We start from the raw sequence: 16,985 nt of genomic DNA, 5'->3' as shown, positions 1-16,985 counted from the left end.
GGTCTCAGCGGGGTTGAACGGGCTGTTCAAGCGCCCCGAACTTCGCGGAAGTTCGGTCCCGGCCGCGACGCAGGGGGCATCTGGAAAGGAAAGGGTGACGAGCCTTGACCTGGCACTGTTGGCTAACGGTTGGGGCTGCTTCGTTCCCGACCTGACCCGGTTGGCCGCGCCCCCATGCAGGGAGGCCCGTCACCGCGGATTGTAAGCGATCCGTCGCGCCTGCCCGTGGCGGGTGTGGTGTCCTTGTGCACGGGAAGGCCTCTGCGGTCGCCGCCTCTAGGCCACCACGATGGCCTCAGTAGTGCGGCGGCAGCTCGTCGCGCAGGCTGCGGAAGGCAGGCGGTGCGCCCTCGTCGGTCTGCTCCCGCAGACGGCGCACCTCGTGCAGCAGCAGGTCGATGTGGGCCTGCTGCCGGGCGACCACGGTGTTCAGGCTGTCGACCAGGTCTTCCAGGTAGACGGCCTTGATCTCCAGCGATTCAAGCCGGGCGGCCGTCTCGGCCTCCCGGGGCGTGGGCGTGTCAGGCATGCGCTCAGCGCAGCTGCAGCTCGTCGGCGCCGTAGGTCACGCCCAGCGGCTCGATCACGACCTGCTTGGGGCCTTCTTCCACGCGGCCGGCCACCAGGGCCGGGATGCCCAGCGACTGGGCCACGGCCACCACGCGCTCGGCCTGGTCGGCGGCCACGTACAGCGCAAAGCCGGCGCCCATGTTCAGCGTGCCGTAGGCTTCGTGGTCGTCCAGGCCGCACTCCTTCTGCATGAAGGCCAGCACGGGCGTCTTCTCGGGCAGGGCGGTGATGCGGTAGGTCAGCGCCTTCGGGTGGCGCAGCAGCTTGCGCCAGCCGTGGCCGGTCACGTTCGCGCAGTAGTGCGGAATGATGCCTTCCTTGGCCAGCGCTTCCGTCACGGGCGAATACAGCACCGTGGGGGCCAGCAGGGCTTCGCCATAGGTCTGGCCGTTGCCGATGTCGGTCAGGTAGCCCTGCGGCAGGCGCTCGGCCAGCTTGCGGGCCAGCGACAGGCCGTTGGCGTGGATGCCACTGGAGGCCAGCAGGACGATGGCGTCGCCGGCTTCCAGCTTGTCGCCCACCGACAGGCGCTCCTTGGGGCTGATGATGCCGGTGCACGAGGCGGCCAGGTCGACGCGGCCATCGGCCACGATGCCGGCCAGCGCGGGGGTTTCACCGCCGCCCCAGGCCACGTTGCACACCTCGCAGGCCTTCTTCCAGCCGGCCACCAGCGCGTTGGCGCGCACCTTGTCGCCGAACCAGTCCGAACCGCCCGCGGCCCAGTACGCCTGCACCACCAGCGGCGTGGCACCCACGGTGATCAGGTCGTTCACCGCCATGGCGATGGTGTCCTGCGCGATGCCGTCGTAGTAGCTCTTGCCCGTCAGCGTGGCCATCTCGTCGGCCACGAGCGTCTTGGTGCCCAGGCATTCCACGATCGAAGCCAGGTACATCGGGCCCACATCCACCACGTAGGCCGACTCGCCGCGCGAGGCCAGCACCTCGCTGAAGCCGTGGCTGGCCAGGTGGGTGCCGGTTTCCGCCGCGGCACGCTGGGCGGCCACCTTCAACGGGTCGATCAGGTCGTAGTTGACGCCGGCCTGGTCGTACGTCAGCGGGGAGGAGGGCGTGGCAGAAGTCATGGCGGTACAGGGAAGCGGTTGAATCCGGGGCGGCGACAGAGCGGGTGAGCGGGCGGCGTCAGACGTCTCCGAGCCCACGCGGCCCACCCGGCGGTGTGTGCGCAAAGGCGGGATTATCCGGCAGAGGCGCGCGGTGTGGCGAGGCGATGCGCAGCGGGGGGCGACCAGATTCACTGGCTGAGCTTGCGCGCTTCCTCGACCTGGTACTCGAAATAGCGCTGACCCGAGAAGGCGATCGTGGCCATCAGCACCGTCGCCCCCACCATCAGGGCCAGGGCCATCCCGATGACGACACCCCATCCGCTCGGCGCCACGTCGGCCGGGTCCGGCAGTTCCGGGTTGTGGCGCGCGTGCCAGCGTTCGTCGGGCGTCAGGCCGTACAGGATGGCCTGCAGCATGGTCGCGGCCACGGTGAAACCGAGCACGGGCAGCAACAGCCAGGACAACTGGTCGTCCTGCCCGTAGAGTTCGACGCGCCGCAGCCCGGCCAGGCCGATGAGCGTGAGCACCGGCAGCAGCCATCCCACCTTGTCCTTGAAGCCATGCAGATAGAAGCGATGCAGCCCAAGAGGGCCGCCGATCAGGGCCAGCCAGGTGGCGGCTGTCTTGGATTTCCAGGGGGAGGTGGCGTTGGGCATCGGCAGGGCTCACACAAAGCCGTTTCGGGAGACTATAATGCGCGGTTTTCCGGCCCGAGCTGCGGGCTTTCCTTGGACATGTTGCGGACGAGAGTCGGCGCGTGCGTGAGGAGGTGCGTGGCGCGTATCTAATCGGCGCCGAATTTCTGGTGCGGGCAGGTCGGATGAAACCCAGACGCCTGCGCGAACCCTGGCCGGTCATCCCCGAGTGTCTCCCGGGAGGACAGGTCGCCCAAACCAACTGAAGGACACATCATGGTCGTGATTCGACTCGCACGTGGCGGCTCCAAGAAGCGCCCTTTCTACAACATCGTTGCCGCTGACTCGCGCAACCGCCGTGACGGCCGCTTCCTGGAGCGCGTGGGCTTCTACAACCCCGTGGCTTCCGGCAACGCCGAGTCGCTGCGCGTGGCATTCGACCGCGTCGAGTACTGGACCAACAACGGCGCCCAGGTTTCGGAAACCGTGGCCCGTCTGCTGCGTCAGGCCAAGGCCAAGGCCGCTGCTGCCTGATCGGTCTGCATGAACGAACGCGCTGCAAGCCCCCTCGTGCTGGAAGACGGTGTCGTCTGGCCAGATGATGCGGTGGAAGTCGGGCGCGTCGTGGACGCCTGGGGTGTGAAGGGCGGCATCAAGGTGATGCCCTTCTCGAGCGATCCCCAGGCGCTCTTCTGCACCAAGAAATGGTTCTTGCGTCCGGCCGATGTCGCGCCGGGCGCTGTGGCGCGTCCGGCTGCCGGTCGGACGGCCTCCGCGGGGTCTGCCTCGCCGGCTGCGGCCACCGTGCCCGCCCGCCTGAGTGCGCCGCGCTTCCTGCAGATCAAGCAGGCCCGTGAGCAGGGCGAGGTGGTGGTGGCCACCGCCGAGGGGCTGGACGACCGCAACGCGGCCGAGGCCCTGAAGGGTGCCCGCGTGTTCGTCTCGCGCACCGCTTTTCCCACGCCCGACGAGGACGAGTTCTACTGGGTCGACCTGATCGGTCTGGACGTCGTCAACCGCGAGGGCCAGGCCCTGGGCAAGGTGGTCGATCTGATCGACACCGGGCCGCACTGCGTGCTGCGTTGCGTGGTCGAGGTCGACGGCAAGGCTGAAGGTGAGCGCTTGATTCCCTTTGTCTCCGCCTACATCGACAGCGTCAGCCTGGCCGACAAGCGCATCGTGGCCGACTGGGGCCTCGACTACTGACACGCGAAGCGAGCCGCGCATGGCCGTCCGCTTCGACGTCATCACCCTGTTTCCCGAGCTGTTCGCCCCGTTCCAGACGGTGGGTGTGACGCGCCGCGCCTTCGAAACGCGCGCCGTCGACGTCCGCCTGTGGCCGCTGCGTGACCATGCGGAAGGCGTGTACCGCCGCGTGGACGACCGGCCCTTCGGGGGCGGGCCCGGCATGGTCATGCTGGTCGAGCCGCTGGTGCGCTGTCTGTCGGCCATCCGCGCGTCGCAGCAGGCCGACGGGGCCGAGCGCCTGCCGGTGGTGCTGTTCAGCCCGGCTGGCAAGCCCTTGACGCAGCAGCGTGTGGAGGCGCTGGCCGCTTCACCCGGCGCAGTGCTGCTGTGCGGGCGCTACGAGGGCATCGACCAGCGCTTCATCGACACCTTTGTCGACGAAGAAATCAGCCTGGGCGATTACGTGCTGTCGGGTGGGGAGTTGCCCGCCCTGACGCTGATGGATGCGGTGGCGCGTCTGCAGCCCGGCGTGCTGCACGACGCGGCGTCGCACCAGCAGGACAGCTTTTCGGATGGGCTGCTGGATTGCCCCCATTACAGCCGGCCCGAAGTGCTGGCGTTGCCGGTGCGCGAAGGCGGCGAGCCCGCCGAGCAGCCCGTGCCGCCGGTGCTGCTGTCGGGCCATCACGCCCACATCGCGCGCTGGCGCCGCGAGCAGCAGCTGGCCATCACGGCCCGCCGTCGCCCTGAACTGATCGAGGCTGCGCGGGCGCGCGGCGAGCTGTCGAAGAAAGATGAAGACTTTCTTCGCGGACTCACGCTATAATCTGCGGTTTTTCAGATCCTCTACCCGGCTTCATTGCGGGGCTGCTTCACAGTGGGGCAGCTTTCGAGACCATCCTGGCGCGGGCAAGATCACCCTAGGAGCCCTTGATGTCCAACATCATCCAACAGCTCGAGCAAGAAGAAATCGCTCGTCTGAACAAGACCATCCCGTCGTTCGCCCCTGGCGACACCGTGATCGTGAACGTGAACGTGGTCGAAGGCACCCGCAAGCGCGTGCAGGCCTACGAAGGCGTCGTGATCGCCAAGCGCAACCGCGGCCTGAACTCCAGCTTCATCGTCCGCAAGATCTCGAGCGGCGAAGGCGTGGAGCGTACGTTCCAGCTGTACAGCCCGCTGATCGCTTCGATCGAAGTCAAGCGCCGCGGTGACGTCCGCCGCGCCAAGCTGTACTACCTCCGCCAGCGTTCGGGCAAGTCGGCTCGCATCAAGGAAAAGCTCGCCTGAGCATGGCTCAGCGGTGGCGCCACGCCACCCCCCTCAAAGCCGCCTGCTGCGCAAGCCCAGGCGGCTTTTGCTATGGTGCCTGTCATGGCCGTTTCCATCGACCCCCGCGTTGCCGAACTGCTCGGCCACGACCACCATCTGCCGGCGGTCGACCCGCAGCGCCTGTCCCAGCAGGCCCTGGTCGAGCGTTTCCTGACGCCGCCGGTGTGGGCGCCCGATGTGTCCATCGAGCGCTGGGCGAGCCCGCCCGACCCGGTGCGCGCGGCGGTGCTGGTGCCCATCGTGATGCGGCCGGAGCCGGCCGTGCTGCTGACCCAGCGCACGGCCACGCTGCGCAAGCATGCTGGCCAGATCAGCTTTCCCGGCGGGCGCAGCGAGCCCGAAGACCCGGATGCCGTGGCCACCGCGCTGCGCGAGGCGCAGGAAGAGGTCGGACTGGCGCCGCCACGCGTGCACGTGCTGGGCGAGTTGCCCGAGTACACCACCGGCACCGGCTTTGTCGTCACGCCTGTGGTCGGGTTGATCGCCCCGCACCCGCACGAGACGCCGAGGCTGGACCTGCGGCCCGACCCCGGTGAAGTGGCCGAGGTGTTCGAGGTGCCGCTGTCCTTCCTGATGGACCCGCAACATCACCAGCGTCGCGCGTTCGGGGTGCCGTCCCTCGAGATGGGCCGCGACAACCCGCGCATCGAGTTCTTCTCGATGCCGTGGCGGCCCGTGGGCGAGCCCGACCGGGAGTATTTCATCTGGGGTGCAACCGCCGCGATGTTGCGAAATTTATACCGCTTCCTTTCGGCCTGAGGCAGGGTGCGGGCTTCTGTCGCGCGGGGGGCGGTACACCCCGCTATGATCCTGAGCCATGAGCTTTTTTGCCGTGCTGTTCGCCTTGCTGGCCGAACAGCTCAAACCCCTGTCGAACCTCAACCCCATCCACCACGGTCTGACGGCCTGGGTGCGCTGGGTCGGGCGCAATTTCGACGCGGGGGCCGAGGTGCACGCGCGCGTGGTCTGGGGGATCACCGTGGTGGCGTCGGCGGCACTCGTGGCCATCCTCTACGTCTTCGTCAACCGCTACAGCACGCTGCTGGCGCTGGCGTTCGACGTCGCCGTGCTGTACCTGACGCTGGGCTTCCGGCAGTTCAGCCACCACTACACCGACATCCGTGACGCCCTCGAGCAAGGGCGTGAAGAGCGTGCGCGCGAGCTGTTGGCCCACTGGCAGAACGTCGACGCCAGCGATCTGCCGCGCACCGAAATCCTGCGGCACGTCATCGAGTTCTCGCTGCTGGCGGCGCACCGGCACGTGTTCGGCGTGTTCTTCTGGTTCGTGGCACTGTCCACCTTCGGGCTGGGCCCGGCGGGCGCGGTGCTCTACCGCATGGCCGAGTTCGCCAGCCGCTACTGGTCGTACAAGAGCCGGGTGACCGGCGCGCCGACGCACGATCGGTTGATGGCGCTGTCGCAGTGGCTGTTCGGTCTGATCGACCATGTGCCGGCCCGGCTGACGGCATTCGGCTTTGCCGTGGTCGGCAACTTCGAGGACGCGATCGATGCATGGCGGCGCCATGCGGTGCTGTGGTCGCACCCGAACGAGGGCACGATTCTGTCGGCGGCCTCGGGCGCGATCGGCGTGCGACTGGGGGGGCAGGTCGCGCCGGCCACGGGCCGTGCATTCGGCGATGTGAGCCGCACCGTGGTCGACGGGGATTCGCCCGATGTGATCGATGCCGAGGGCAGCACGACAGGTGCCGTGCCCGAGATGGCCCACCTGCGCAGCGTGGTGGGCCTGGTGTGGCGCTCGGTGGTGCTGTGGATGCTGCTGCTGGCGCTGCTGTCGTTGGCCAACCTGGTAGGGTGAGCCAAAGCTGCTCCGCGACCGGGATGGCGCGGGGCGAACGCCCGACGCCATCTGCCGTGGCGGATGCGGCGTGACGCGAGCGGCTCAGAGCGCCCGTGCGCGCGCCAGCCAGTCGCCCAGCGCGGCGACCATGTCCCCCTGGCTGAACGAGCAGCTTTCTTCAGTGAACAACGCGGCGCTTTCCAACTGCGAGAGCACCCGTTCCAGCACCTCGGTGTAACGCGGCGGCAGCGCAGGCTCGTGTGTGCGCGCGGCCTCGCGCCACTGCCGGGTCAGGTCGTTCAGGGGCAGTTGCCCCGACTGGAAGGCGACGAGGGTGACGGGCAGGGCGGCGAGGGCGTCAGGCATGGCGAGGCAGGGGGCGCAGAAAGAGGGGGCCGGAAGGGGTTGGGTGAGACAAGGCCGGTCTCGGGCGTCGGGCTCACCAGCGGGGTTGGCTCAGTTCCTCGAACAGGTCGTTGAACAGGCTGAGCCGAATGGGGCTGACCTCGCCGCGTTCCACGGCGGCCCGCACGGCGCAGCCGGGCTCCTGCCGGTGCGTGCAGTTGTGGAAGCGGCAGTCGGCCACGTGCCGGCCGATGTCGGGCATCCAGCGCGCGAGCTCGGTCGGCGGAATGTGGTGCAGGCCGAACTCCTGAAAGCCCGGTGAGTCGATCACGGCCGTGCCCTGCGCCTTGTCCAGCCAGTACCAAAGGCTGGTCGTCGTGGTGTGGCGGCCGGAATTCAGGGCCTGCGAAATCTCGCCGACCTCGGCGCGGGCGTCGGGCAGCAGCGTGTTGATCAGCGTGCTCTTGCCTGCGCCCGAGGGGCCCAGGACCAGCGTGGCCTTGCCGTCCAGCAGAGGCGCCATCTGGGCGCGTGCGGCCTCGGTGTCGGCCTTCAGCGAGAGCTCGACCACGCGGTAGCCCATGGCCGTGTACGGGGCCAGGCGCGCACGGGCCGCATCGGCACCGGGCAGGTCGACCTTGTTGAGCACGATGGTGGCAGGGATGTCGGCCGATTCGGCCGCGATCAGCGCGCGCGTCAGTTGCGCCTCGCTGAACACCGGCTCCACCGCAATCCACATCAGCAGCTGGTCGAGGTTGGCCGCAAACGACTTGCTGCGCCACTCGTCCTGCCGCCACAGCAGGTTGCGCCGTTCCTGGACCTGCACGATCAGGCCTTCGTCGCCGCCGTCCAGCGTGGGCTGCCACATGACCCGGTCACCGACCACGGCCTCGCTCTTCTTGCCGCGCGGGTGGCAGATGAGACGGCTGCCGTCTTCGGCTTCGACCACCACGTGCCGGCCATGGGTCGAGACCACCAGCCCGGACGTGCAGCCCGAGGTGTCGGCTTCGCGCACAGGGCGGCCGCGGCGCCCGTTCGGCGCACCCGGATGGCCGCGCTTCATGCGCCGAGGGCATCCACGCGGGCGGCGCAGATGAAGTCGTTGAGGGAGACGCCGCCCACCGAATGGGTAGACCAGCGCAGCGTGCAGCGGTTGTAGGACACGGCCATGTCGGGGTGATGATCCTGCTCGTGGGCGATCCACGCGACGGCGTTCACGAAGGCCATGGTGCGGTGGAAATCGGGGAAGGTGTAGGTGCGGGTGAGGGCGCCACCGGGTACGCTGCTGTCGACCTGCCAACCCGGGATCTGCCCCAGCATGGCGTGCTGGCCCGCCGTCGACAGGGGCGAGCCCGCCCGGGGGGCGCAGCGTTGCTGGTGCAGGGGGAGGGGGCTAGCCGGACTCATGCGGGGTGCGCCATCGGCGGTTGAGCCTGGGCGCGGGTGAGGGCGCCCATGGCGGCCAGGCGCTCGGAAGCCGGCGGGTGCGAGTAGTGGAATCGCACGTACAGCGGGTCCGGCGTCAGGGTGGACGAGTTGTCCTTGTAGAGCTTGATCAGCGCATTGGCCAGGTCGGTGCCGCTGGCCTGTGCGCAGGCGTAGGCGTCGGCCTGGTATTCGTCCCGGCGCGAGAAGGTGGAGAACACGGGCACCACAAAGAACATCACGGGCGGCAGGGCCAGCATGAACAGCAGCAGGGCCAGGGCGTCGTTCGGTGCGCCCAGGTTGGGCGAGGCTCCCAGGCCGGTGTAGAACGCCGTGAGCCGCGACAGCCAGCCCAGCAGCGCAAAGCCGATCAGGCTCATCACGAACATCATGATCATGCGCTTGAGCACATGCTTGTGCTTGAAGTGCCCCAGTTCGTGCGCGAGCACGGCCTCGACCTCGCCGTGGGACAGCTTGGACAGCAGCGTGTCGAAGAACACCACACGCTTGGACGAGCCCAGGCCGGTGAAATAGGCGTTGGCATGGGCCGAGCGGCGGCTGCCATCCATCACGAAAAAGCCCTTGGCCTTGAAGCCGCAGCGCTGCATGAGCCCGGTCACGCGCTGGGCCAGGCCTGCGTCGTTCAGGGGCTCGAACTTGTTGAACAGCGGCGCGATGAAGATGGGAAAGACCACCATCATGAGCAGGCTGAAGCCCACCCAGGCCGCCCAGGCCCACAGCCACCAGGCCGATCCTGCCGCGCCCATCAGCCACAGGATGAGGGCGGCGATCGGGGCCCCGATGACCAGCCCGACCAGGCCCTGCTTGAGGTGGTCACCGATCCACATGCCCGGCGTCATGCGGTTGAAGCCATGGCGTTGCTCGATGCGGAAGGTGTGCCAGGCTTCCAGCGGCATCTCGATCAGCGCGCCGATGACACTGAAGGCCGCCAGCAGGGCCAGCTGGTAGGCCAGCCCGCCCCATTGCGGGAAGACGAGGTCGCGCACGGCATGGTTGAGTGCGTCCAGCCCGCCCAGCAGCGTCCAGCCCAGCAGCACCGCCGTGCTGACGGCGGTGTTGACCAGGCCGAAGCGCAGCTTGTCGAGCGTGTAATCGGCCGCGCGCTGGTGGCTGCGCAGCGGCACCTCGTCGGCAAAGGCCGGCGGCACGGCGTCGCGGTGGCGCGCCACGTGCCGGGCCTGGCGCGTATCGAGCCAGAGCTTGACGAGCACGGAGGCCGCGACGAAAAACGCAAAAAGCAGGGTGACGGTGCTGGAAGGCATGCCGCGAGTGTACGTTTGCCGCACAATCGGCGGCCGGGCCAGCGTGCGCAAGACCGTACCGACAGGGCCCTTTTTCGACTGTTTTCGCCCATTCCATGACCGACACGACCGCCGCCCCCACCCCCGCCACGCTGGCCAAGAGCGACCAGAACCTGATCTGGATCGACCTGGAGATGACCGGCCTGAAGCCCGAGAGCGACCGCATCATCGAGATCGCGGTGGTGGTGACCGACGCCAACCTGGCGGTGCGCGTCGAAGGCCCGGTGTTCGCCGTGCACCAGAGCGACGCCGTGCTCGACAAGATGGACAACTGGAACAAGGGCACGCACGGTCGCAGCGGCCTGATCGACCGCGTGAAGGCCTCGACCGTGAGCGAAGGCGAAGCGGCCCAGGCCGTGATCGACTTCCTCAAGCAGTATGTGCCGGCCAACAAGTCGCCGATGTGCGGCAACTCGATCTGCCAGGATCGCCGCTTTCTGGCGAACTACATGCCCAAGCTGGAAGCGTTCTTCCATTACCGCAACCTGGATGTCAGCACGCTGAAGGAACTCGCCAAGCGCTGGAAGCCGGGTCTGGCCGAAGGCTTCCGCAAGGCGCAGAAGCACACCGCGCTGGCCGACATCCACGAGTCGATCGACGAGCTGGCCTACTACCGCGAACACTTCCTGGTGAAGTGAGCGGTTCGCGCCCAGAAGACACCATGTCGGACCGAAGTGTGGCGGCCTCGGCGGCCGAAACGGCACCTGACCAGCCTGTCATCGTGCGCTTCGATGCGCCGGCTGCAGGCGGCGTGATCGATCACCCGCGTCCCGATCGCCTGGAGCAGGGCAACCCGCGCCGCGAGACGTGGACGCTGTACGAGCCGGCCGATGGACAGCTGTCAGCCGGGATCTGGGCGTGCGAGGTGGGACGCTGGCGCATCGTGTTTCCGCCTGCCAAGCACGAGTACTTCTTCGTCCTGGAGGGCCACGTGCGCCTGCATGACGCACAGGGTGGTTGGACCGACGTGCGCGCCGGCGAAGGGGCTGTGATCCCGGGTGGCTTCGTCGGGGCGTTCGAGGTGATGGCCCCGGTGCGCAAGCACTTCGTGGTGGTGGGCGGCTGAGGCGGGCGCGGCGAGTGCGGTCCGTGTGGGCCGTACCGGGGCCGTGTCAGCCCGCGTTCACCAAGGCCGCTTCCCACCGCAACAGCAAGGCCTGCCAGGCCGGGACGGCCAGGGCGAGCCAATCGGCCACGGTGATGCCGGGGCGAAGGGTTGCGTCGCCGAGTGCCAGCCCCAGCGCGGCGCCGGCCTGGCGCAAGGCAGCCACCGGGTCGCGCAGGTCGAGGGCGGCAGCGCCATTCTGTTTGGACAGCTTCTCGCCGTTGGCCCCCAGCACGAGTGGCGTGTGAAGGTAGCGCGGGTGCGGCAGACCGAGTTGCGCCTGCAGCCACATCTGGCGCGGGGTGTTGTCGGCCAGGTCCTCGCCACGCACCACGTCGGTGACGCCCTGTTCGGCATCGTCGACCACCACGGCCAGCTGGTAGGCCCAGAGCCCGTCCGCACGGCGCACGACGAAATCGCCCACAGCCTGGTCGAGCGCCTGGCTTTGCGGGCCCAGGCGGCGATCGCACCAGGGCCACATGCCTGCGGTGCCTTCGGGCACGGCCACGCGCCAGGCCCGCGCCGTGCGTGCGCCCAGGCCGCCGCGGTCGGGGCGGCAGGTGCCGGGGTAGACCAGGTCGCCGTGGCGCGGCTTGGTGCGGCCCAGTTCGGCATTGGCGCGGGCGATGTCGCTGCGCGTGCAGGCGCAGCCATAGGCCACGCCGGTGGCGACGAGCCGGTCCAGCGCCGCCTGGTACAGGGCGCCGCGCTCGCTTTGCCAAACCGGGGGCGCGTCCGGATGCAGGCCACAGGTGGCCAGTTGCTGCAGGATGACCCGATCGGCGCCCGGCACACAGCGTGGCGTGTCGACATCCTCGATGCGCACGAGCCACTGCCCGCCGTGGGCGCGCGCGTCCAGCCAGCTGGCCAGGGCCGCGACCAGCGACCCGGCATGCAGCGGCCCGGTGGGCGAGGGGGCGAACCGGCCGATGTAGGCAGATCCGGTGGCGGCCACAGGGGCGCGCGTCACAGCAGCAGCCCCTCGTGCCGCTCCAGCAAGGCCCGCCGGGTGGCCGGGCTGGCCAGCTGGTGCAGCCACCAGGTCAGCGCCATCCCGGGCTGGGCGTGGGCTTGGCGCCAGGCATAGAGGATGCGGATCAGGCGCTCCGGTCCTTCCACCTGCTTGTGCACCAGCCGCCCTTGCTCCAGATACGGGCGCAGCATGGGCTCGGGCAGGTACCCGCAGCCCAAGCCTCGCAGCTGGGCTTCGAGCTTGGCCGACATCGACGGCAGGGTCAACACGTCCTGCCCGGGCAGGATGCCCACCGTCATCGGCGCCAGGCCGCGTGCGGTGTCGGCCACGGCCACGATGCGGTGGTTGGCGATTTCTGTGGCGCTCAGCGGTTCGGGGGCCCGCGCCAGCGGGTGGTGCGGCGCCACCGCGAAAATGAAACTCACCTCGCCGATTATCTCCTGGCGCATGTCGGGGCCGGCCACCCGGTCGGCCGGCACGCCGATGGCCAGATCGGCCTGGCCGGTGCTGAGGGCTTCCCAGGTTCCGGTCATCACTTCGCTGCGCATGCGCAGCCGCGTGGGCGGCTTGAGCGCGTAGAACGCATCCATCAGGTCGAACACGGCGTGCGGGGCCATGGCCTTGTCCACGGCGATCGTCAGCTCGGCTTCCCAGCCAGAGGCCACGCGCTGCACGCGGTTCGCCACCGCGTCCATCTGTTGCAGCAGCAGACGGCCTTCGCGCAGCAGTTCGTCGCCGGCCGCAGTCAGTCGGGCCTGGCGGCTGCGGCGGTCGAACAGCAGCACGTCCAGTGCGTCTTCCAGCTGGCGCACGCTGTAGGTCAGCGCCGACGGGACCTTGCCCAGCTCGCGCGCGGCGGCGGCAAAGCTGCCCGTTCGGGCGATGGTGTCCATCATCAACAGGGCGTCCGGCGTGAGGACGTGGCGGCGATCCGGCATGAGAGGAAGGCCCTTTGCGGGCGCATTCGTTCAATTGGTTTGAATGATGCCATCAGGTCGGCGCAGCCACCAGGGCGGGGGCTTTGCCTACAGTGAAGCCATGCACCCCGTGCACCCACCCCTTACCAGGAGCCCCTCATGCTGACCCTGCGCCGATCCGACGAACGCGGCTACGCCGACCATGGCTGGCTGCAGAGTTTTCACAGCTTCTCGTTTGCCGATTACTACGACCCGGCCTTCATGGGTTTTGGCCCCTTGCGCGTCATCAACGACGACGTGATCGCCCCGGGCCGCGGCTTCGGCATGCACGGCCACCGCGACATGGAGATCGTCACCTACGTGCTGAGCGGTGCGCTGGCCCACCAGGACAGCCTGGGCAACGGCGCGACCATCCTGCCGGGCGACGTGCAGCGCATGAGCGCGGGCAAGGGCATCCTGCACAGCGAGTTCAACCACGAGGCCGCCCAGCCCACGCACCTGCTGCAGATCTGGATCCAGCCGACCGAACGCGGCATTCGCCCGGGCTACGAGCAGAAGCACTTCGACGCCGCCGACAAGCGGGGGCGTCTGCGTCTGGTGGCGTCGCCGGACGGGCGTGAAGGGTCGGTCAGCATGACGGCCGATGCCTTGCTCTACGCGGGCCTGTTCGATGGGGACGAGTCTGCGAGCCTCACGCTGGACCCGCGTCGCAAGGCCTATGTGCATGTGGCCCGTGGCGAGGTCAGCGTCAACGGCCAGCCGCTGAAGGCCGGCGATGCGGCCATGCTCGAGGGCGAGGCCGCCGTGACCCTGGACGGCGGACACGAGGCCGAAGTGCTGGTGTTCGACCTGGCCGCGTGACCGCTGACCCGGACCGAGGCGAGCCGATGTCTGCCCGTATCGCCCCGCGGTCGCGAGGTTCAGTTCTGCTGGGCCTCGAGCGTGTAGGCCGCGTGATCGTCTTCGCCCAGGGTCTCGACCAGCCAGGGCAGGGCCTGGGCCAGCCGGTCGTACAGCGTCCAGGGCGGGTTGATGACGAACATGCCCGAGCCGAACAGGCCCACGCCATCGCGCGCGGCCGCTTTCACGCGCAGCGTGGCGTGCAGCCAGTCGACCTTGGGCAGGGCCGCGGCCACGCGCTTGAGCTGGGCCGGCAGCTGCTGGGCTTCGTGACGGGCCACCTCGGGGTACCAGATGGCATAGGTGCCGGTCGCAAAGCGGGGCACCGCCTCCTTCAGTGTCTGCACCACATGGCGGTAGTCGTCCTTGACCTCATAGGGCGGGTCGATGTGGACCAACCCGCGGCGCGGCGGCGGGGGCAGCACACCGCGCAGGCCGGCAAAGCCGTCGGCCACCTGGATGCTGACGCCGCGCCGCACCGACGCGAAATGCTGCTCCAGCAGCTTGCTTTCCGTGGGGTGCAGTTCGTACAGGCGCAGGTGGTCGCCCTCGCGCAGCATCTGGGCTGCCAGCTGCGGCGAGCCGGGATACCACTGCAGCGTGTCGGCATGGTTGACGGCCGCGACCTGCGCCAGATAGGCGCGCACGGCCTCGGGCGTGGACGGGTCGGCCCGCAGCGGCCACAGCGCCTGGATGCCCGAAGCGGCCTCGCCGCTGCGCGCCGCGTACCCGGCGGTCAGGTCATACAGGCCGCCGCCGGCGTGGGTGTCGATCACCCAGAAAGGTTTGTCTTTCTGCAGCAGGTGCTCAAGCACCTGCACCAGCACCGTGTGCTTGAGCACATCGGCATGGTTGCCCGCGTGGAAGCCGTGTCGATAACTGAACATGACCCGAAGGGTAACGGCTTTGCCGCCATTCGGCCCACGGATCGTGTGTCTTTTTTGATGGCCTGAGACTGGCCGGATCCCCTCGAATCTTCACTGCCCCTTGAAAGGAAGCACCATGAGCAAGCAGATCGTCGTCGTTTACTTCTCCGGCTATGGCCACACCAAGCGCATGGCCGAATCCGTGGCCCAGGGCGCGGGTGCCAGCCTGCTCGCCGTCGACCAGGAGGGCAACCTGCCCGAGGGCGGCTGGGAGCAACTGGCGGCTGCCGATGCCATCGTGTTCGGCGCCCCCACCTACATGGGCAGCGTGCCCTGGCAGTTCAAGAAGTTTGCCGATGCCTCGTCCAAGGTCTGGTTCCACCAGCAATGGAAGGACAAGATCGCTGCAGGCTTCACCAACTCGGCCTCGATGAACGGCGACAAGCTGTCGACCTTGCATTACCTGTTCACGCTGTCGCAACAGCACAGCATGATCTGGGTTGGCACCGGCATGATGCCGAGCAACAGCAAGGCGGCCACCCGCAACGACGTGAACTACGTGGCTTCGTTCAGCGGCGCCATGGCCACGTCGCCGTCGGATGCCAGCGTGGACGAGATGCTGCCGGGCGACCTGGAAACGGCTCGCCTGTTCGGTGAGCGCGTCAAGGCCGTGTCCGCCCGTTTCAGCGCCTGACCGCGTTCAAGCCCTTCCCTCCGACCGCTCAAGGACATCCCGCATGACTGCTACCTCTTCCTCTCGTGCTCCGCGCCTTCTGGCGATCAGCGGCAGCGCCCGCGAAGGCTCGTTGAACGGCAAGCTCCTGGCCGTGGCCACCGCCAAAGCCAAGGCGCTGGGCGCTGAGGTCAACACTGTGGATCTGCGGGCGCTGGCCTTGCCGGTGTTCGACGCCGACCTGATCGCCGCGCAAGGCATGCCGGCTGGTGCACGCCAGCTGCGTGACCTGATGGCCGCCCATGACGGCCTGCTGCTGGCCAGCCCCGAGTACAACGCGCTGCCCACGCCGCTGCTGCTCAACGCGCTGGACTGGATGTCGGTGGTGCAGGTCGAGGGCGATCTGCCGGGCGGCACGGGGGCCACGGCCGGCAAACCGGCTGGCCTGATGGCCGCGTCGCCCGGTGCGCTGGGCGGCGTGCGCGCCCTGCCCATCGTGCGCACCTTCCTGAGCACCAACTTCGCGATGGTGGTGGTGCCTGAGCAGGTCGGTGTGCCTGCCGCCGATCAGCAGTTCACGACGCCCGATCGCCTCAGCAGCGATGCCCTCGATCAGATGCTGAGCAAACTCGTGGCGTCGGTGGTGCGCCAGGCCCGCTGGCGCATCCAGGGCTGACGCGGGCGCTCACTGTCCGAGAAACTGGCGGACTGCAGCCAGGGTGGCCGCCGGGTCTTCTTCCTGCGGCAGGTGACCGAGATCCGGGAAGGTCACGAGCGTGCAGCGGGGGATGTCGCGGCAGAACAGCCGTCCATGTTCGGGCGAGATCATGCGGTCTCGCTCGCCCCAGATCACCAGCGTGGGCTGACGAACGCGCTTGATGAGCAGGGCCGACGCGCCGAACTGTGCCTGGTCCATGCGCTGAAACAAGGCGCGACGGTTGCCCACGCGCAAGGCCAGCTCGAAGTAGCGGTCAACCTGCTCGGGCGTCATCCGGTCCGGTGAGCCGAACACGCTGCGCACGCTGGACGCAACCAGGGGTTTGGGCAGGATGCGTTCGGACACCCACCGCAGCCCACGCGTGCTGGCCACCTGGAAGGCCAGGGGCATCGACAGCACTGAGGGCTCGTAGCCATCCGAATCCACCAGGATGAGTTTTCGGACCCGATCAGGCGCGAGCACGGCGGTCTGCCAGGCAATTTCGCCGCCCAGTGCGTTGCCACCGAGGATCACCTGCTGCAGGCCCAGGTTGTCCAGCAGGCGGAGCACGAAGCGTGTATAGGCGTCGATGCGGTAATCGCCCTGCGGTGACGGGCCAGTCAGCCCGAAGCCGGGCAGATCGACCAGGATGACACGATGCCGGGCCTGCAGGCCACGCTGCCAGCCATCGAAGGTGTGCAGGCTCGACGCCATGCCGTGCAGCAGCACGACCGGCTGAGGATCGTCACGCGGCCCGGTGTCGCGAAAGTGCACCTGCATGCCGTCCAGCTCGATGAAGCCGGACGGATCGGGCGCCCAGCGGGCCACCAGTTGACCGAGCTGACGGTCAGGCTCCCAGGCGGTGACGACGACCGCCGCCAGCGCCATGCCGATCAGCACCAGGCCCCACCACAGACGTTTGAACCACTCCATGGGCCGACATCATGCCTTGCTTCAGCTGGCTTTTCGGCGGTTGAGCTTGCGCATCTGACGGATGACGAGGGCCTGGTAGCGTGCGCCCAGCAGGCGCACGAGCTTGTCCAGAAAGCGCGCGTCCGGGCCGACGAGCACGCGCCGCGCGTTGCGCTCGACCCCAGCCAGGATCTGCAGCGCGGCGGACTCGGCCGTGGTCGTGCTGATCATCTTGTTGGCGCGGCGCTTGTGCTGCTCGATGG

General features: G+C 68.5%; 22 protein-coding genes, 1 other RNA gene and 1 pseudogene. 11 read left to right on the top strand and 13 right to left on the bottom strand.

The genetic code is table 11. The features are described from left to right. Nucleotides 1-93 precede the first annotated feature (93 nt). The 4 genes from ffs to QZ709_RS07590 form a co-directional block, all read right to left on the bottom strand. An RNA gene (gene ffs / locus QZ709_RS07605) (signal recognition particle sRNA small type) lies at nucleotides 94-191 on the bottom strand. A 104-nt stretch (nucleotides 192-295) separates the two neighbouring features. Then, nucleotides 296-529: a SlyX family protein gene (locus tag QZ709_RS07600; protein WP_294636662.1), complete on the bottom strand. Its 234-nt coding sequence runs from the start codon at nucleotides 527-529 to the stop codon at nucleotides 296-298. A 4-nt stretch (nucleotides 530-533) separates the two neighbouring features. Continuing rightward, on the bottom strand, nucleotides 534-1,652 hold the full coding sequence (locus QZ709_RS07595; protein WP_109037300.1) for an AIR synthase-related protein: 1,119 nt from the start codon (nucleotides 1,650-1,652) through the stop codon (nucleotides 534-536). Nucleotides 1,653-1,822: 170 nt separating this feature from the next. Further along, nucleotides 1,823-2,290, bottom strand: a complete 468-nt coding sequence (locus QZ709_RS07590; RefSeq protein WP_294636661.1) for a hypothetical protein — start codon at nucleotides 2,288-2,290, stop codon at nucleotides 1,823-1,825. Between the two features lie 255 nt (nucleotides 2,291-2,545). Between QZ709_RS07590 and rpsP the strand changes: the two genes are divergently transcribed. The 6 genes from rpsP to QZ709_RS07560 all read left to right on the top strand — a co-directional run bounded on the left by rpsP (nucleotide 2,546) and on the right by QZ709_RS07560 (nucleotide 6,605). Further along, nucleotides 2,546-2,803: a 30S ribosomal protein S16 gene (gene rpsP, locus QZ709_RS07585; protein ID WP_294636660.1), complete on the top strand. Its 258-nt coding sequence runs from the start codon at nucleotides 2,546-2,548 to the stop codon at nucleotides 2,801-2,803. 9 nt (nucleotides 2,804-2,812) lie between these two features. Then, nucleotides 2,813-3,475, top strand: a complete 663-nt coding sequence (gene rimM / locus QZ709_RS07580; protein WP_294636658.1) for a ribosome maturation factor RimM — start codon at nucleotides 2,813-2,815, stop codon at nucleotides 3,473-3,475. A 19-nt stretch (nucleotides 3,476-3,494) separates the two neighbouring features. Beyond that, nucleotides 3,495-4,283 (top strand): tRNA (guanosine(37)-N1)-methyltransferase TrmD, encoded by a 789-nt coding sequence (trmD, locus tag QZ709_RS07575; protein ID WP_294636657.1) that lies wholly within the window; start codon nucleotides 3,495-3,497, stop codon nucleotides 4,281-4,283. A gap of 107 nt (nucleotides 4,284-4,390) precedes the next feature. Beyond that, nucleotides 4,391-4,747, top strand: coding sequence for a 50S ribosomal protein L19 (rplS, locus tag QZ709_RS07570; protein ID WP_109037296.1), 357 nt, complete (start codon nucleotides 4,391-4,393; stop codon nucleotides 4,745-4,747). An 84-nt stretch (nucleotides 4,748-4,831) separates the two neighbouring features. Further along, nucleotides 4,832-5,548: a CoA pyrophosphatase gene (locus QZ709_RS07565; RefSeq protein ID WP_294636656.1), complete on the top strand. Its 717-nt coding sequence runs from the start codon at nucleotides 4,832-4,834 to the stop codon at nucleotides 5,546-5,548. A gap of 58 nt (nucleotides 5,549-5,606) precedes the next feature. Continuing rightward, nucleotides 5,607-6,605, top strand: a complete 999-nt coding sequence (locus QZ709_RS07560) for a CobD/CbiB family protein (protein WP_294636655.1) — start codon at nucleotides 5,607-5,609, stop codon at nucleotides 6,603-6,605. A gap of 84 nt (nucleotides 6,606-6,689) precedes the next feature. Here the strand turns inward: QZ709_RS07560 and QZ709_RS07555 are convergent, their stop codons facing one another. The 4 genes from QZ709_RS07555 to QZ709_RS07540 form a co-directional block, all read right to left on the bottom strand. Beyond that, a complete protein-coding gene (locus QZ709_RS07555) occupies nucleotides 6,690-6,953 on the bottom strand; it encodes a hypothetical protein (protein WP_294636654.1) in 264 nt (87 codons plus the stop codon). A 73-nt stretch (nucleotides 6,954-7,026) separates the two neighbouring features. Beyond that, nucleotides 7,027-7,995 (bottom strand): ribosome small subunit-dependent GTPase A, encoded by a 969-nt coding sequence (gene rsgA, locus QZ709_RS07550; RefSeq protein ID WP_294636653.1) that lies wholly within the window; start codon nucleotides 7,993-7,995, stop codon nucleotides 7,027-7,029. After that, on the bottom strand, nucleotides 7,992-8,339 hold the full coding sequence (locus tag QZ709_RS07545; protein ID WP_294636652.1) for a 4a-hydroxytetrahydrobiopterin dehydratase: 348 nt from the start codon (nucleotides 8,337-8,339) through the stop codon (nucleotides 7,992-7,994). Before QZ709_RS07545 ends, rsgA begins: the two co-directional genes overlap by 4 nt. Next, on the bottom strand, nucleotides 8,336-9,640 hold the full coding sequence (locus QZ709_RS07540; RefSeq protein ID WP_294636651.1) for a M48 family metallopeptidase: 1,305 nt from the start codon (nucleotides 9,638-9,640) through the stop codon (nucleotides 8,336-8,338). The genes QZ709_RS07545 and QZ709_RS07540 overlap by 4 nt, the downstream gene beginning before the upstream one ends. A 95-nt stretch (nucleotides 9,641-9,735) precedes the next feature. Here QZ709_RS07540 and orn point away from each other — a divergent pair, with 95 nt between their 5' ends. Beyond that, complete coding sequence (gene orn / locus QZ709_RS07535) at nucleotides 9,736-10,317, top strand: oligoribonuclease (RefSeq protein ID WP_294636650.1); 582 nt, start codon at nucleotides 9,736-9,738, stop codon at nucleotides 10,315-10,317. A gap of 23 nt (nucleotides 10,318-10,340) precedes the next feature. Then, the gene (locus QZ709_RS07530) at nucleotides 10,341-10,745 is read left to right on the top strand and encodes a cupin domain-containing protein (protein ID WP_294636649.1); all 405 of its coding nucleotides are present in this window, start codon (nucleotides 10,341-10,343) and stop codon (nucleotides 10,743-10,745) included. Between the two features lie 46 nt (nucleotides 10,746-10,791). On the opposite strand, the gene gluQRS is transcribed toward QZ709_RS07530, so the two are convergent. After that, a complete protein-coding gene (gene gluQRS, locus QZ709_RS07525; protein WP_294636648.1) occupies nucleotides 10,792-11,754 on the bottom strand; it encodes a tRNA glutamyl-Q(34) synthetase GluQRS in 963 nt (320 codons plus the stop codon). After that, entirely contained in the window at nucleotides 11,751-12,695 is a 945-nt protein-coding gene (locus tag QZ709_RS07520) for a LysR family transcriptional regulator (protein WP_294636647.1), read from the bottom strand. Before QZ709_RS07520 ends, gluQRS begins: the two co-directional genes overlap by 4 nt. 138 nt (nucleotides 12,696-12,833) lie before the next feature. On the opposite strand from QZ709_RS07520, the gene QZ709_RS07515 reads away from it, so the two are divergent. Continuing rightward, nucleotides 12,834-13,535: a pirin family protein gene (locus QZ709_RS07515; RefSeq protein WP_294636646.1), complete on the top strand. Its 702-nt coding sequence runs from the start codon at nucleotides 12,834-12,836 to the stop codon at nucleotides 13,533-13,535. Nucleotides 13,536-13,594: 59 nt separating this feature from the next. Here QZ709_RS07515 and rlmJ read toward each other — a convergent pair whose 3' ends face one another. Further along, complete coding sequence (rlmJ, locus tag QZ709_RS07510; RefSeq protein WP_294636645.1) at nucleotides 13,595-14,461, bottom strand: 23S rRNA (adenine(2030)-N(6))-methyltransferase RlmJ; 867 nt, start codon at nucleotides 14,459-14,461, stop codon at nucleotides 13,595-13,597. 115 nt (nucleotides 14,462-14,576) lie between these two features. Between rlmJ and QZ709_RS07505 the strand changes: the two genes are divergently transcribed. Both QZ709_RS07505 and QZ709_RS07500 read left to right on the top strand, forming a co-directional pair. After that, nucleotides 14,577-15,134: a flavodoxin family protein gene (locus QZ709_RS07505; RefSeq protein WP_294636644.1), complete on the top strand. Its 558-nt coding sequence runs from the start codon at nucleotides 14,577-14,579 to the stop codon at nucleotides 15,132-15,134. Between the two features lie 43 nt (nucleotides 15,135-15,177). Then, nucleotides 15,178-15,789, top strand: coding sequence for an NAD(P)H-dependent oxidoreductase (locus QZ709_RS07500; protein ID WP_294636643.1), 612 nt, complete (start codon nucleotides 15,178-15,180; stop codon nucleotides 15,787-15,789). Nucleotides 15,790-15,798: 9 nt separating this feature from the next. On the opposite strand, the gene QZ709_RS07495 is transcribed toward QZ709_RS07500, so the two are convergent. Next, nucleotides 15,799-16,743, bottom strand: a complete 945-nt coding sequence (locus QZ709_RS07495; protein ID WP_294636641.1) for an alpha/beta hydrolase — start codon at nucleotides 16,741-16,743, stop codon at nucleotides 15,799-15,801. Between the two features lie 21 nt (nucleotides 16,744-16,764). After that, nucleotides 16,765-16,985: pseudogene (locus tag QZ709_RS07490) on the bottom strand (short-chain dehydrogenase); the annotation flags it as partial.

Source organism: uncultured Aquabacterium sp., assembly GCF_913773725.1.
In the GTDB taxonomy this organism is placed as follows: domain Bacteria; phylum Pseudomonadota; class Gammaproteobacteria; order Burkholderiales; family Burkholderiaceae_C; genus Aquabacterium.
The sequence above is the reverse complement of the archived record's forward strand: the minus strand, read 5'-3'. Positions and strand labels throughout refer to the sequence as shown.

Excerpts from the sequence above, each read along its gene's own strand:
- trmD (WP_294636657.1), top strand. The coding sequence starts at position 3,495 with ATGGCCGTCCGCTTCGACGTCATCACCCTGTTTCCCGAGCTGTTCGCC.
- QZ709_RS07500 (WP_294636643.1), top strand. The coding sequence starts at position 15,178 with ATGACTGCTACCTCTTCCTCTCGTGCTCCGCGCCTTCTGGCGATCAGC.
- rimM (WP_294636658.1), top strand. The coding sequence starts at position 2,813 with ATGAACGAACGCGCTGCAAGCCCCCTCGTGCTGGAAGACGGTGTCGTC.
- QZ709_RS07520 (WP_294636647.1), bottom strand. The coding sequence starts at position 12,695 with ATGCCGGATCGCCGCCACGTCCTCACGCCGGACGCCCTGTTGATGATG.
- rplS (WP_109037296.1), top strand. The coding sequence starts at position 4,391 with ATGTCCAACATCATCCAACAGCTCGAGCAAGAAGAAATCGCTCGTCTG.
- rlmJ (WP_294636645.1), bottom strand. The coding sequence starts at position 14,461 with ATGTTCAGTTATCGACACGGCTTCCACGCGGGCAACCATGCCGATGTG.
- QZ709_RS07540 (WP_294636651.1), bottom strand. The coding sequence starts at position 9,640 with ATGCCTTCCAGCACCGTCACCCTGCTTTTTGCGTTTTTCGTCGCGGCC.
- QZ709_RS07590 (WP_294636661.1), bottom strand. The coding sequence starts at position 2,290 with ATGCCCAACGCCACCTCCCCCTGGAAATCCAAGACAGCCGCCACCTGG.
- QZ709_RS07565 (WP_294636656.1), top strand. The coding sequence starts at position 4,832 with ATGGCCGTTTCCATCGACCCCCGCGTTGCCGAACTGCTCGGCCACGAC.
- QZ709_RS07530 (WP_294636649.1), top strand. The coding sequence starts at position 10,341 with ATGTCGGACCGAAGTGTGGCGGCCTCGGCGGCCGAAACGGCACCTGAC.
- QZ709_RS07495 (WP_294636641.1), bottom strand. The coding sequence starts at position 16,743 with ATGGAGTGGTTCAAACGTCTGTGGTGGGGCCTGGTGCTGATCGGCATG.
- rpsP (WP_294636660.1), top strand. The coding sequence starts at position 2,546 with ATGGTCGTGATTCGACTCGCACGTGGCGGCTCCAAGAAGCGCCCTTTC.
- QZ709_RS07505 (WP_294636644.1), top strand. The coding sequence starts at position 14,577 with ATGAGCAAGCAGATCGTCGTCGTTTACTTCTCCGGCTATGGCCACACC.
- QZ709_RS07545 (WP_294636652.1), bottom strand. The coding sequence starts at position 8,339 with ATGAGTCCGGCTAGCCCCCTCCCCCTGCACCAGCAACGCTGCGCCCCC.
- QZ709_RS07555 (WP_294636654.1), bottom strand. The coding sequence starts at position 6,953 with ATGCCTGACGCCCTCGCCGCCCTGCCCGTCACCCTCGTCGCCTTCCAG.
- QZ709_RS07560 (WP_294636655.1), top strand. The coding sequence starts at position 5,607 with ATGAGCTTTTTTGCCGTGCTGTTCGCCTTGCTGGCCGAACAGCTCAAA.
- QZ709_RS07515 (WP_294636646.1), top strand. The coding sequence starts at position 12,834 with ATGCTGACCCTGCGCCGATCCGACGAACGCGGCTACGCCGACCATGGC.
- rsgA (WP_294636653.1), bottom strand. The coding sequence starts at position 7,995 with ATGAAGCGCGGCCATCCGGGTGCGCCGAACGGGCGCCGCGGCCGCCCT.
- orn (WP_294636650.1), top strand. The coding sequence starts at position 9,736 with ATGACCGACACGACCGCCGCCCCCACCCCCGCCACGCTGGCCAAGAGC.
- QZ709_RS07595 (WP_109037300.1), bottom strand. The coding sequence starts at position 1,652 with ATGACTTCTGCCACGCCCTCCTCCCCGCTGACGTACGACCAGGCCGGC.
- QZ709_RS07600 (WP_294636662.1), bottom strand. The coding sequence starts at position 529 with ATGCCTGACACGCCCACGCCCCGGGAGGCCGAGACGGCCGCCCGGCTT.